General features: G+C 70.5%; 13 protein-coding genes. 8 read left to right on the forward strand and 5 right to left on the reverse strand.

Going from position 1 to position 13260, the window contains the following annotated elements; genetic code table 11:
- Positions 1-2 precede the first annotated feature (2 nt).
- Positions 3-971, reverse strand: a complete 969-nt coding sequence (locus V9G19_RS20020) for a sulfide/dihydroorotate dehydrogenase-like FAD/NAD-binding protein (protein WP_462287173.1) — start codon at positions 969-971, stop codon at positions 3-5.
- Between the two features lie 286 nt (positions 972-1257).
- Between V9G19_RS20020 and V9G19_RS20025 the strand changes: the two genes are divergently transcribed.
- From V9G19_RS20025 to V9G19_RS20035, 3 genes are all read left to right on the forward strand, one after another.
- Positions 1258-1515, forward strand: coding sequence for a hypothetical protein (locus tag V9G19_RS20025; RefSeq protein ID WP_462287174.1), 258 nt, complete (start codon positions 1258-1260; stop codon positions 1513-1515).
- A gap of 61 nt (positions 1516-1576) precedes the next feature.
- Positions 1577-3484, forward strand: a complete 1908-nt coding sequence (locus V9G19_RS20030) for a LuxR C-terminal-related transcriptional regulator (RefSeq protein ID WP_462287175.1) — start codon at positions 1577-1579, stop codon at positions 3482-3484.
- A gap of 252 nt (positions 3485-3736) precedes the next feature.
- Positions 3737-4717: a hypothetical protein gene (locus V9G19_RS20035; RefSeq protein ID WP_462287176.1), complete on the forward strand. Its 981-nt coding sequence runs from the start codon at positions 3737-3739 to the stop codon at positions 4715-4717.
- Positions 4718-4730: 13 nt separating this feature from the next.
- Here the strand turns inward: V9G19_RS20035 and V9G19_RS20040 are convergent, their stop codons facing one another.
- Entirely contained in the window at positions 4731-5657 is a 927-nt protein-coding gene (locus V9G19_RS20040; RefSeq protein WP_462287177.1) for a hypothetical protein, read from the reverse strand.
- Between the two features lie 154 nt (positions 5658-5811).
- Here V9G19_RS20040 and V9G19_RS20045 point away from each other — a divergent pair, with 154 nt between their 5' ends.
- From V9G19_RS20045 to V9G19_RS20060, 4 genes are all read left to right on the forward strand, one after another.
- Positions 5812-6261, forward strand: coding sequence for a hypothetical protein (locus V9G19_RS20045; protein WP_462287178.1), 450 nt, complete (start codon positions 5812-5814; stop codon positions 6259-6261).
- A 150-nt stretch (positions 6262-6411) separates the two neighbouring features.
- Positions 6412-7317, forward strand: coding sequence for a hypothetical protein (locus V9G19_RS20050; protein ID WP_462287179.1), 906 nt, complete (start codon positions 6412-6414; stop codon positions 7315-7317).
- 669 nt (positions 7318-7986) lie between these two features.
- Positions 7987-9030, forward strand: a complete 1044-nt coding sequence (locus tag V9G19_RS20055) for a glutathione S-transferase family protein (protein ID WP_462287180.1) — start codon at positions 7987-7989, stop codon at positions 9028-9030.
- 33 nt (positions 9031-9063) lie between these two features.
- Positions 9064-9576 carry a DinB family protein gene (locus V9G19_RS20060; protein WP_462287181.1) on the forward strand — a complete coding sequence of 171 codons (513 nt, stop codon included), beginning with the start codon at positions 9064-9066 and terminating at the stop codon, positions 9574-9576.
- Positions 9577-9588: 12 nt separating this feature from the next.
- On the opposite strand, the gene V9G19_RS20065 is transcribed toward V9G19_RS20060, so the two are convergent.
- Positions 9589-10116: a hypothetical protein gene (locus V9G19_RS20065; protein WP_462287182.1), complete on the reverse strand. Its 528-nt coding sequence runs from the start codon at positions 10114-10116 to the stop codon at positions 9589-9591.
- Between the two features lie 154 nt (positions 10117-10270).
- On the opposite strand from V9G19_RS20065, the gene V9G19_RS20070 reads away from it, so the two are divergent.
- On the forward strand, positions 10271-10789 hold the full coding sequence (locus tag V9G19_RS20070; protein WP_462287183.1) for a hypothetical protein: 519 nt from the start codon (positions 10271-10273) through the stop codon (positions 10787-10789).
- A 59-nt stretch (positions 10790-10848) separates the two neighbouring features.
- Here the strand turns inward: V9G19_RS20070 and V9G19_RS20075 are convergent, their stop codons facing one another.
- Together V9G19_RS20075 and V9G19_RS20080 are read right to left on the reverse strand one after the other, a co-directional pair.
- On the reverse strand, positions 10849-12081 hold the full coding sequence (locus V9G19_RS20075; RefSeq protein WP_462287184.1) for a Wadjet anti-phage system protein JetD domain-containing protein: 1233 nt from the start codon (positions 12079-12081) through the stop codon (positions 10849-10851).
- Positions 12078-13205 carry an SbcC/MukB-like Walker B domain-containing protein gene (locus V9G19_RS20080; protein ID WP_462287185.1) on the reverse strand — a complete coding sequence of 376 codons (1128 nt, stop codon included), beginning with the start codon at positions 13203-13205 and terminating at the stop codon, positions 12078-12080. Before V9G19_RS20080 ends, V9G19_RS20075 begins: the two co-directional genes overlap by 4 nt.
- Positions 13206-13260: the final 55 nt, after the last annotated feature.

Raw genomic sequence — 13260 nt, forward strand, 5'->3', positions numbered from 1 at the left:
GCTCAGGCCTCCGACCCCGGCTGCGGCAGGGTGGACGCCAACTCATCGGCCCTGGCGTGCTCGGCCCGCTGACAGACCCGGTCAAACTCCGCCAACGCCTCAGCCTCCTCCGCGGTGTAGCGGCGCAGCCGGGAGGACAGGTCGTCGAAGTCGACGCCGTGGCCGTCGAAGTCGGGCCCGTCGACGCACGCGAACCGCACCTGGCCGCCGACCCGCACCCGGCAACCGCCGCACATGCCGGTGCCGTCGACCATGATCGGATTGAGCGAGACACTGGTCGGTATGCCGCTTGGCCGGGTGACCTCGGCGCAGGCCCGCATCATCATCGGCGGCCCGATCGCGATGACCTCGCTCACCGTGGGGTGCCGCTCGATGGCCACCCGCAAGCCGTCGGTGACCTTGCCCCGGATGCCGACCGAGCCGTCATCGGTGCACAGGATGAGGTCGTCGCACACGTCGCGGAACTTCTCCTCCCAAAAGACCAGCTCGCGGGTGCGGAAGCCGAGGACGCCGATGACCGTCGCGCCCGCCTGGTGCCAGCCGCGCGCCTGCGGATAGACCGGCGCGACGCCCAGCCCGCCACCGACGCAGACGACGGTCTTGGGGGTGGCGGCGCGACCGGTCGCGTCGATGACGCTGGGGATTCCGAGCGGCCCGGCGATGCCGTGCAGCGTGGTCCCCACCTGGCAGGTCTGCTGCATCTCACGGGTGGTTTTGCCGACGGCTTGGATGACCAAGGTGATCGTGCCCTCAGCGGCATCGAAGTCGGCGATGGTGAGCGGAATCCGCTCGCCCTCGGGGTGCGACATGACGATGACGAATTGTCCGGGGCGGGCCGCGCGGGCCATCAGCGGATGTCGGATGACGAGACTGAAGGTGACCTCGGAGACGTCCTCCCGGCCGACAATGGGGAAGGCGGACGTCGGCGGCCGATGCGGCGGAATCGGCGTGGTCCCGTGTGGCTCGGACAAATTCTCCATCAGACACCGTCTACTCTGCGCGGGTCGACCTGGCCCATGCCTGGACTCGACGGGCAGAAACAGTGCATCCAGCCCAAACCAGGCACAACAGAGATGCTAGCGCGCATCCGCCGCTGCGTCTTTCCCCTGCCTGTGGCGGGGGCTGAGGTAGCGGATGGCGGTGTCTGAGGTAGCCGGCCGGGGACAAGTTAGGGAAGACGGGCGATGTGCCCGGCTACCTCACCCGCCGATCGTTGAGGTTGTCCACGCACGGGCAGCAAAACGAAAGGCACGGAACATGTTCCTCCATGGTGACCCCCTCGTCGTCAGCGCCGAAATCGCGCGCCGCTACGAGCTCGCCCACGTCCCCGTGGTGCGCTCGGGGCGGCTGCTGCCGCTGCTTACCTTCCCGAGTCTCGGCATCACCTCCTCCTTCCGCGTGCGCCGCCAGGCGCATCAGCACCGGGCGATTCCGAGCCCAGACGCAGGCCCGGGTTCGGGCCCGGGACGCGGTGAGCGGCACGGCGCACGGCATACCGCCCTGACCGCCCGATGAGGCCATCGAGCAACACGTCCTGGAGCCGGGGCGGGAGCTGACCTACTCCTTCCGTCATGCTTTGCTCGGCGAAGCCGTCGCCGCCGATGTCTTGCCCGGCTTGCGCCGTCGGCTGCACCGGGCCTACCTCGCTGCGCTGACAGGCAACCAGGAACACTCCTCCCCCGCCGAGATCGCGCGGCACGCCGCAGCGGTCGGCGATGTTGCCACGGCGTGCGCGGCGACCCTCGCCGCCGGGGATGCGGCCATGGCCGTCGGTGGCCCCCGCGACGCCGTGCGCCATTTCGAGCGGGCCCTGGCCTGGGTCGAGGACCCGGCCTCGCGGGCGGCAATCGCGTTGCGTGCGGCCACCGCGGCCAGCACGGCTGGGGCGCGGGTTCGTGCGGTCGAGCTGCTCCGCGAGGCGGTGGCGGCCACGCCCGCGGCGGAATTCCCCGGCGAGCGGGCCGAGCTGCTGGCACAGCTGGCGCTGGGGTTGCGGATCCTCGACCTCCCCGGCGACCCGTTCGGGCTGACCAGCGAGGCGGTCGCGCTGCTGCCGGACACGGCAGCCCCGCGGCGGGTGCGTGTGCTGCTTGCGCACATTCAGATCCTGCTGGACCGTCGAGCACTGGACGACGCCTCTGACCTGTGCGATGAGGTGGTTGCCCTGGCGCAGGAAGCCGGCCTGGCAACCGCGCTCGCCGAGGTGAGACTGCACCGGGCCCACCTCCAGGAGTTGCGCGGCACGAGCTGGGATGACGTCGCCCGCATGCAGGCCGTCGTCGACCACGTCGAGGGCGGCGAGGACCCGGTCCAGATCCGGGCGCTGCTGCGGCTCGGGTCTCTCCTGCAGCATCACGGCCGCCTAACAGAGTCCCTCGATGCCTATGAGCGCGCCCTGCGCGCGGCCAGCCGCCTGGACCAGGAGTGGGCGCCCTATGGGCTAGAGAGCCGCGTCTATGCCGGCAGCGTCGCCCACCAACTCGGGCGGTGGGCGCAGGCGCAGGCCCATCTGGCAGTGCGCGCCGATCAGCCGGCGCCCCAGCCGGGGGCCGCGCTGCTGGAATCCGCGAGGCTGCAACTGCGGGTCGACCGCGGCGAGATCGTCCCCTTCGCCGAGCTGGCCGAGCTGGCTCGGTGGGGCGAAATCGACACGCTCGTGGCGGCATACGTCATGTATCCCGCGGGCGAGCTGCTCGGCGTTTCGCCCGATCGCGACGCTCTGCTCGATTTGATCGACCGCATCATCGAGCTGATCTCCGCGTCCTGGTCGCCCGGCTTCCAAGGCATCCTGCGGATCGCCGCGGTCGTGTGCGGTCAGGCGGCCGACCTCGCTCCCCGCGCTGCCGAGCCCACCCGGTCGCGGTTGCTGCAGCTGGCCGACGCGTATGCCGCACGGGCAGACGCGCGGCTGGCGCTGCCTGCGTCGACGTCCTCCCCGGCGCCCGGGGCCGAGTCGCTGGCCTGGGCGGCGCGGCTGGCGGCCGAGCGGTTGCGGTTGGCCCGCGTCGTGGGCTCGGGCGTTGACGGCGAGCCGGTCGGCCGCGAGGAGTTGGTGGCCGCGTGGGAAGCGGCCGTAGCGGCATACGAGAGGTATGGGCATGTGCCCGAGACGATCCGCGCGCGGGCGCGGCTCGCCGAAGCGCTCGCGCTCGTCGGCCGTGGGAGCGATGCCAACCAGGTCGCGGCCCGGGCGCGAGCCGACGCCGAGCTGCTGGGTTTGACGCCTGCCTTGACGATCCTCGACGCGGTGTTGGCGCCGGAGCGCGGCGCCGGTTCGGCTGCGGGAGAACACCATCTGACCGCCCGCGAGCGCGAGGTCCTCGACCTGGTTGCGCTCGGCCGCACCAACGGCCAGATCGGCAGGGAGCTGTTCATCACGACCAAGACGGTCAGCGTGCATGTCTCCAACGTGCTGGCCAAGCTGGGCGCGGCCAACCGAGCCGAGGCCGCCGCGATCGCCCGCCGCCAGGGGCTCCTGGACTGAATCGACGGCGACGATCTCGGCGATGTGCACCTCCGTGGGGGTTTCCACAGTGGGGGTGTCCTGCAACAGGTGAGGTATACGGCACCTCCTGCAGGACAGCGCCGCGCACCAGCGTGGGGGTGTCCTGCAACACGTGAGGTATACGGCACCTCCTGCAGGACGGCGCTCCACCGCTGTCGGTGGCCGGTGGGATGCTTCGAGCGAATCGGCCGGACCGTCCGGCCGGCGGTCTGGACTTGGGGGTGCAGCGTGGTGCGGTCCTATGTGCTGCGGCTGGATGGGGCGCGAGCTGCCACCGATGCGAATCGAGCCGAGAGCGCGTGTCCGCCAACGGCAACCGAGATCGGCGTCGCGCGCTTCGTCGACCTGCTCCTCGCGGTGCAGACCCTGCTGTATCGGATCACCCGGGAGGTGGCCGATCGGGCCGGTCTCGGGCGGACGATCCGGGCGCTCGAGCGGACCAGCGCGGCCCGCGTCGCGTGGTCCGGCGACCCGGGGATGGTGCTGCTGCGCATCGGCGACCCGTCGACCCTCGACATCGACCCCTTTGCCGAATCCGTCGATGCCGCGATAGGCCAGATTCTCACCGGCATGGCGGCCGGTCGCCGGCCGGAGGTGGCCACCAATCCGATCGCGGCCGCCGTTGACGACGTGATCCGGGCGCTGCAGTGGGTCGCCGACGAGGTCCGGGTCGAGGTTCCAAACCAGACGGAGGTGCTGCTTCGGCCCGCGGAGTTGACCCGTGAGCCGTGGCAGCCCGCGCGGACCGAGCCGGCCAGTCGGGTCGAGCTGGCCGGGAGGCTGGAGATGGTCGACCTACACTCCGGCCGGTTCCGCGTCCGCGACGCCCTGGGCGAGGCCTACGATCTGCCCGAGGTGATCGACGCGACGCCGACTGCTCGACTCGTGGGCAGACCGGTGATTGTCCGCGGAATCCTGTTGCCGGGGGCGGGGACTCAGCACAACCGGGTCGAGAACGCCAGCGTGGAGCCAGCGGAGGCTGGCCTGGGTCCTCCGGGTCCGGCCGCGAGCAATGCGCGCGATCACACGCACGGCGGGCCCGGCCCGAGCGATTTCGGCCAGTGCGATTTCGGCCAGAGCGCGTCCGGCCAGAACGCGTCCGGCCAGAACGCGTCAGGACAGAGCGACTCCGGCCAGGGTGGGGCCGATCCGCTCGACTTGAGCGACGACGGCTGGCGCCGGTTCCTCGCTGCCCACCGGGAGGACTTATGACGCCAACCGGCGCTCAGCCGCTGGTCACCTCCGGGGCCGGCGTCAGCGGTCCCAGCCCAGTGCCCAGTTCCCGATCGGCCCAGTCATAGAAGGCTGCAGCCGCCGGCGCGATGCTCGATCCGATCGGCCAGTCAGTGAACGTGCACCGCAGGAAGCCGGCACCGCCAATGACGAGGGCCCCAGGCACGGGTCCGAGCGCGGTCCCGATTCCCCTCCCGGCCTTCGCGGTCTCGCTCCACCCCGAGCCGGTGAACCACACCGAGCGCTGCGGCACATCCACGTCGATCGTTGGATCCATCGTCCAGGTGCCGCCGTGACGCGAGCCATCGGCGCTGTCAAGCAGCTGCGCCTCTAGTTCCGCTGCGGTGCGCGAGATCCCACGTCCCGACACGATCAGATCGAGCACTTCGGAGAGCGGAAAGCCGGGGATGCCGCGCGCGATCGTGTTCAGGCCCGCCCCGGACCGCGGGTTCAGCTCGGTGGGACGGAATCCGTCAACGGTCACGACGCCGTCGACGGTGAACGCGCCGCGGAAGTCGACCTCGGCGGCCAGTTGCTGCCCGACGCGCCGCGCCACGGCACGCATCTCCTCTCGCACCCCGTCCGGCGGGTCCCAGTAGGTTCCCGCGCCGCAATAGACGAACTCCCGTCCCCGGCGCAACACGACCATCTCGACGGGCCGCAGCGCCACCACGCCGTCCGCGCACACGATCCCGTGGATCGAGCACGGGATCCCCTCCAGGAACGGCATGACGCGCACCCGGCGGCAATGGCCGGCCAACGCGGCGACCGCGGCCTGCGCCTCCTCGGCGTCGCGGACCCACTCGGTCAGCGAGGTCCCCCCGTGCCACCCCTGTGTCGCGTCCGCCGCCCAGACCACCCCCTTCCCGAAGTCCAAACCGGCTGACGCCGACCACGCATTGCCCAGATCGGCAACCACAGCCGGCGCCGCCGGGCACGCCGGCGCGTCGCCAGAGCGCGTCCACCACGGTCTTGTCTTCCAACCGGATCCACTCCGGTCGCCGATGGGCCAGGAGAGGCCGCCCGGCGACCTCGCCAGTTGCCACCAGGAAGTGACCGAGTAGCAGCGCCGAATGGTCCGGGTCGAAGGCGTCGATCTGGTTGCGGATCATTTCTGGCAGGTTTCCCAAGGACGCCTCGCCGTGTCGGATCTGCGCCATGACGTCCAACCCGTCCGGTTTGTCGAGGGCGAATACCGGGCAGGCGGGCTGCTCGCCGACGCCGAGCCCCTCGGTGGCGAGCACGCCAACCTCGCCGGCGCCCAACCGGCGCAGCTGGGCCACGGTTGCTGTCCAGGCCGCGGCGACTCCTCCGACGAGGAGCACTCGGCGCCCACCGACCAGCCGACGCACGTCGGCGTCATACCACGCCTCGTCGCCGCGGTCAGGGGCCTCGGAACTCGCGTGCTCGTGCATGGGGTCCAGGGTGCCTCACCGGCGGTCGGCACCTCGACCGATTTCGGAGGCCACGCATTTTCGCCGTGGTGGTGTGGTTTCGCAGAACTCACACGGTATTCCGTGTGACTCCTGCAAAACTGCGTGACCTCTGCACACGCAACTGCGGGCCGGTGGCCGCACTGGCTAGCGTCATGGATCGGCATGCGAGGATGCGAGACACGCCCGCCCCCGATCCTGCGGAGGAGCAGCAATGATCATGCGGCGAGTGGTGGACGCGTGACCGCCCGTGAGGACGGCGATCGCCGCCTGATCCGCGTTCTCGCGTTCGCCGGCCGGGAGTTCGATCGCGCTCGCGAAGCGTTGCTTGCCGACGACGAGCACGAGCAGGGACCCGGCGACCTCGCCAATGGGTCCGAGGCGACCGCCGACGGCAACCCAGCCGACGCCCGCCGGGAACCATCCGATGCCGACCAACCGGCAACGGCGCTGCAGGGCATTGCCCGTGGCGGCCAACGGGTTGCCTCGGCGGCTGCGGGCGCGGCCACCGGGGTTGCCCGGGCCGCCGGTCGGAAGATCACCGGATCGATCCATCCCCGGCATCCCGACTGGCCGACGGCGACGCTCGATGAACGGGTCGACTGGTGGGTCGAGCGGTTCGGGACGGCAGCGGCGGCCCTGACTGCCGTGCCGGGAGCGTTCGGCGCGCTCAGCCGCGTGAGTGGGGCCGGAAATGTCATCGGGGCGGCCGCACAAATCCTCATCGTCAACGCCGTGGCCGCCGAGGCGGGTGTGGATGATCCCTCGCGGCGGATCGCGGCGGCAGCGCACATCGTGTTGGGGCGCGAGCTGGATCGAGGGGTCATCGAGACCACCCTCGCCGCGCCCGAAGACGTTGACCCCGAGACCCAGAACGGGGACGCGGATCCCGGTGACCTGACTGCGGAGGAGGATCGCCGCATCCGCACGCGCCTCGGTCGCACCGCCCGGCTCGTGTGGCGGGTCGCCCGGGAGCTGTGGCGGCTCAACGCGGATATCGACAACCGTCCCCAGGGCGGCTTCGTGCTGCGGACGATGCGGAATCTGCCGGCCGTCGGGGCGGCCAGCGCGTTCATCTCCGAACGCAAGGGCATCGCCCGGGCCGCCGACGCCGCACGGCTGGCCTTCGCCGCGCCCGTCGATTAGCTCCCGATCGCGCGCCCGGGCCCATATCCCGGTGCGGCGAATGGAGAAACGGCATCCGGTCTCCCCGTGCCGGAGCAACCGAACGTCGACCTGGGGGATCGCGAGATCGTTCCCGCAACGAGATCCTGCGCACCGAGGTGGGCTCGGGGGTGCACGGGATGGCGATCGCGGGCACCGACGACCACGACGAGATGGGCGCTCGCTCGGGGCCCGGGTGATGTCGATTTGACCGTCTACGGGCTGCGCAAGTACGTCCGGCTCGTCCTCGCCGGCAACCCGACGATGCTCATTCCGCCGTATGCTGCCGGCCCGGCCATCCTCCTCAGCTCACCTTTGGGAGAGGAGCTTCGGGAGCTGCGCCCCCATCCTGGTCACGCAGCTCGCCGGGCATCGTTTCCTCGGCTACCTCGACGGGCAGGGGGAGCGCCTCCTTGGGTGCGGGCGGCGGTCGCGCGTGCCCAATCGACCGGAGCTGGTCGAGCGGCACGGCGATGACACGAAGTACGCGCGTCGCACGCCCTGCGGCTGGGCCGCCAGGGCGTCGAACTCGTCAGAGTGGGACGTCGGTGCTGCGCGCCGAGCCGGACCGGGCTGCTGTCGATGCCTGGTTGGTCGCCGCGCACCGCCGACACTGGGCTGAGCGTGGCCGTTGACTGACAGACTGCGGTCGTGGCCAGCGGAACCTACGTCGAAGACAGCTACCAGCGCGACACCTTCTACATCCCGGACCGGATCACCGCCGACGGGTCGAGCGGGTGGCCGGTCGAAGCGGGACGCTACCGCCTGGTCGCCGCCCGGGCGTGTCCGTGGGCCAACCGGGCGATCATCGTCCGGCGCCTCCTGGGCCTGGAGAACGTCCTGTCGATGGGCCTGTGCGGACCGGAGCACGACGCCGACAGCTGGACCTTCGACCTCGACCCGGGCGGCGTCGACCCCGTGCTCGGCATCCCCCGGCTGAAGGACGCCTACGACAAGCGGTTCCCGGGGTATCCGAAGGGGATCACGGTCCCGGCCGTCGTCGATATCCCGTCCGGGGCGGTCGTGACCAACGACTTCCCGTCGATCACCCAGGATCTCAGCACTCAGTGGCGCGAGTATCACCGCGAGGGCGCGCCCAACCTGTGGCCCGAAGGCCTGGCCGACGAGATGGCGGCGATCAACAAGCGGGTCTACACCGAGGTCAACAACGGGGTCTATCGCTGCGGGTTCGCCGGGACGCAGGAGGCGTATGACGCGGCATACGAGCGGCTGTTCACCGCGTTGGACTGGCTCGAGGATCTGCTCGGAACTCGTCGCTTCCTGCTCGGCGAATCGATCACCGAGGCGGACGTGCGCCTGTTCACGACGCTGGTGCGCTTCGACCCCGTGTATCACGGGCATTTCAAGTGCAACCGCGGCCGGCTGGTCGAGTTGCCCAACCTGTGGGGGTATGCCCGGGATCTGTTCGGCACTCCGGGTTTTGGCGACACGGTCGACTTCGCCCAGATCAAGGCGCACTACTACCGGGTCCACCGGGACATCAACCCGACCGGTGTCATCCCGGCTGGCCCGGACCTGTCCTCTTGGGCCCGCCCGCACGATCGCGCGAGCTTGGGCGGTATGCCGTTTGGCCGGGGCACGCCGCCCGGTCCGGTTCCCGAGGCGGAGCGCGTGCCCCCGGCGAGCAACCCGCACGTCGGCGCCGACGGTCTGGTCGTGTCGCCCGCCACGTGAGCCGCGAAGTTCCCGCCCGTGAGACAGTGCGGCATGCCCTTCACCCGCGAACGTCCAGCGCCGCAAACCGGGGAGCGCGAGACCCTGTTGGGTTGGTATGCCGTGCAACGCGGCATCATTGCCCTCAAGTGCGCGGGGCTCGCTGACGATCTTGCCCACCGGATCGTCATTCCCACCTCCTCGATGATGACGATCGCCGGCGTGGTCGCCCATCTGACGTGGTCGGAACGGCTCTGGTTCGAGCACGAGTTCCTCGGCATCGACTGCGACGGGCCGGGCTTCGACGGCGTCAACGACTCGGAGTTCGCCGCGGCCCGAGGCGAGCCGATCGCGGCGGTGTTGGCGGCATACGAGCGGCAGTGCGCCCACTCCGACGACATCATCGCCGGACACGACTTGTCCTCTCTCGCACGGCGACCGGCGCGCGTCGGACCACATCGCTCGCTGCGTTGGATCGTGGGGCACATGCTCGAGGAAACTGCCCGGCACGCCGGCCACCTGGACCTCCTGCGGGAGTTGCTCGACGGAGAGACCAGCTACACCTGACCCGGCGCGGCCTCAGGCTCCCGGCAACAGGCGCAACTGCGGTTGGCTCGTCGTCCCGAGGGCAGGCGCCAAGCCACAGCGCGTGTCGAGGATGCCGGACCAGCCGTGCGGCGTCATGATGTAGACATCCCCGTCGAAGGCATCCCGGCCGTGGTTGCTATAGCGCCAGGCGTTCAACCACAACCAGTCCGCGGCCGCATCCACCACGCGCCCCTCGCGACAGACGACGGTCACGAACACGCCCGTGATCGCTGCCCAGCGATAACCGTCCCACTCTCGGGCGGGGGCGAGCTGCTCGGCAACCCGGCGAACCCGATCGGACAAGCGCGCCCGCTCCCGCTCTTTGCGCAGGACATCGACCGAGCGGGCGCCGCCGGCCGAGTCCCGGGGCGGTTTGAGGATGCGGGTGCCCGTCACACTCTGGGTCTCGATGTCGACGCGGGCGATCACCACCTCCCCCATGCCCACGCTGGAGCGCTCCAGAATCTCGGCCAGGGTCGCCTCGGGATCGGCCAGGTCCCATGGATCACGTTGTCTCATGCCAGGACAGCATGCCCCTTCCCACAGACACCCTCCGGGTTCTGTCCACAGGCCCGTGGATACCTTCCGGTTGTCGTCCGGCCGATGTGATTGGGTGGCACCTCGACGGGGACGCAGGCGATCCCGACCGCTCAGCACACACTTCGGGGGACAGATGGGATTCAGCACGAGCTATCTGGGGCGCCTGGACATCGAGCCGCGCCTCAACAACGCCGAGACCGAGTGGCTGCGCGCGTTCCGGCGCACCCAGCGCGCCTTTCACCCCGATGACCCGTATGCCGTGCCGATGCACCCATCGGCCGAGCACCGCACGCATCCGCTCACCAAACCGGCGCCCGGAGGTGGCTGGTGTTGGCCGGGCCATGGGCAGACCGGGCTGCCGCGCTGCGACTGGGAGCCCTGCGTCGACGGCTGCTGCCTGGTCTGGTCCGGCGGCGAGAAGTCCAACACGGCCGCCATGGAGTTGACCTATCTCGTCGAGCGCTTCTTGCGCCCGCAAGCGCGGGCAAGCACGGACGGGCGAGACGACTTCGCCGAGTTCACCTTCGACCATCACGTCGACGGCATCATTGCTGCCGAACGGGGCGACACCCGGGAGCTGTTCTTGATCGTCGCGCGGGACAACGTGATCACGACGCAAGTTCTGATCCCGGGCGATTCCGATCCGTGGTGACCCGGCGCAGACGGTCGGCCGATGCGGGTGGCTGCCGATTCGCTGTTCCCGCCACCGAATCACCCCCAGCCCCAACGCAACCCGGTGAGTTCCTGCTCGACCCAATCCCAGGCGATGCGCTCCTGCTCCAACCGCACGGCAGAGCCATGGACGTCCTCGACGAGTTCCTGGTAGAGGACCTGCTCGATGTCGGTGAGCCGGTCGAGACGCGCCCGGGTTGGGCTCGGCTCGTGACCCCAGCGGTCCCGGTGAGCGAGCAGGGTGTCGCGGTCCATGAGCAGGGACGACGCGTGCGGCACCCCAGCGCGCAGGAGGCTGAGGATCGCGAACCCGTGGGTGTCGATGTCGCCGCTATAGATGACGCTCGCCGCCGCCCGGATCCACGGCACCCGGCCCAGGCGCCCCGCGGAAAACCCGGCCCCCCAGACGACAACGCCCTCCGCGGGCACGGGAACGGCGAGGTAGGTCACCTGGTTCTCCACGATCACCACCCGCCGCGCCGACGTGCGCAATCGGGCCAGTTCGTCGAGCCGGAAGGCCGCCTCGGTGACCGGCGGGGGCAGGCCCGCGAACCCGGCGTCGACCCGCACATGCACCAGCGGCTCGGGCTCGGCGAAGCTATATCTGGCCGCGAATCCGGCTCCGCGCGAACGAGATTGATCGATATGGTCAGCGGGGGCCGCCGGGTCGGTGGCGAGGAGTTCGTCCAGGAGCGCGGCGATCAGCCCGCGGTGGGCGGCGACGAACTTGGTGTCTACGCCGGCGGCGGTGATCTGGCGGACATACCATCCCCGGCCGCCGTTGCCCGCCAACCACGCAACCGCCGCCACCAGCCGCGGCCATTCGTCCGCAACAGCCAAGGCACGCAACGGATTGCGCGCCACCCACCCGACGAGCCGCGGCTCCCGCGAAGCCGTCACCTCGCGGACGGCGTCGAACCGGGCCACCTGAGCGCCCACCCCGAGCAACCGCCAGGCCTGCTCGAAGCTCTCGACCCCCGCCCGGGCCGGAATCGTGTTCCGGCCGATCGCCCGGCCACCGACCTCCCGCAAAGTCAGCCCGTATGCCGCTCCCTCCCCGCTGTCGCGCACCAGCCTGGCGCTCCACTCACGGACCGCGGCCAGCTCGGCGCCGATCTCGCGCACCGCCGGCCCACGAATCGGGACCTCGACCCGCGGGCACGGCGCCCCGGCGGCATACGCGGTCAGCAGGCTCCCGTCATCCCAGCGCCGCCGCACCCGCGCGGCGATGTCGGCGCTGGTCGTCCACCCCCGAGGTGCCCGTGGGCTCACCGGCGCAGGTCGGCGACGGCGGCCGCGACCGTCCGCTCGGCCCGCAGCGCGTGATAGTCCTCGATGGTCAGCGTCTGCAGCCGGGACGCGGCCCCGGTGCGGTTCTCGACGAACCCGACGGCTGCGACATACGGCTCGATGATGTGGACCTTCTGGAGCGGGGTGACGACGAGCAGCTGCAGGCCGAGCTTGCGGAAGAGATCGAGCGCATAACGCGTGGAGACGTCGGACCCGCGCCCGAACGCCTCGTCGATCAGCGCGAACCGGAAGTCGCGCGACTTCGACACGCCCCACTCGAGCCGGAACTGATAGGCCAGGGAGGCCGCGAGGATCGTGTAGGCGAGCTTTTCCTTCTGGCCGCCGGACTTGCCGTCGGAGTCGGTGTAGTGCTCCCATTCATCCCCCGAGTCGCGCCAGCGCTCGGAGGCGGCGAAACCGAACCAGTTGCGGACGTCGGTCACCAGTGCGGTCCAGCGGCGGTCGAGGTCGGTCTGCCCCTCACGGCCCTTGAACCGCTCGATGATCCGTTTGACCCGCAAGAACCGCTCCTCGGAGTATTGGTCGTCGGCGGCGATCACCTCATCGGTGCACGCCCGCAACTCGTCGCGGAAGGCGCGGATCTCCTGGTTGGTGCTCGGCTGGATGGTGAGCGTGATCAGCCGGCCGGGGTTGTATTCGATGGCGCGCAGTGAATCGTTGATGACGTCGATCCGCTCGCGGATAATCGTGGCCGACTTGGCGAGCCAGGCGCTGAACCCGGCGATGTCGTTGATCGTGTTGGTGTTGAGCTGCCGCTTGAACTCGGCCTCGAAGCGCGGCAGGTCGTCGCTGGCGAGCCGTTCGCGCAGCGCGCGGTATTCGCCGGCCGCCTCGACCGCCGCGTCCATCTCGGTCGTCTCGGCCGGCCAGAGCCGGCGGAACTCCTGCATCGCCGCGACCGCGCGCTGCCCGACCGCCTGTTGCTGGCGGGCGGCCTTCTCGATCCGCTCGGTCAAGGCGGCCTGTTGCTCCCGCTCGATGCGGTCGCAGTCGGTCACCGACTGCGGGGTGGGGCAGGACTTCTCCAGCAGCCCGTATGCCGCTTGGGCTACCGCCCACGCCGCCTCGCCCGCGCGCGTTCGCACCGCGGCGACCTGGGCAAGCTGCTCGTTGACGGCGTTGAGTTCGGCGCGCAGCTCA

The organism is Nostocoides sp., from assembly GCF_037045025.1.
GTDB lineage: Bacteria > Actinomycetota > Actinomycetes > Actinomycetales > Dermatophilaceae > Nostocoides_A.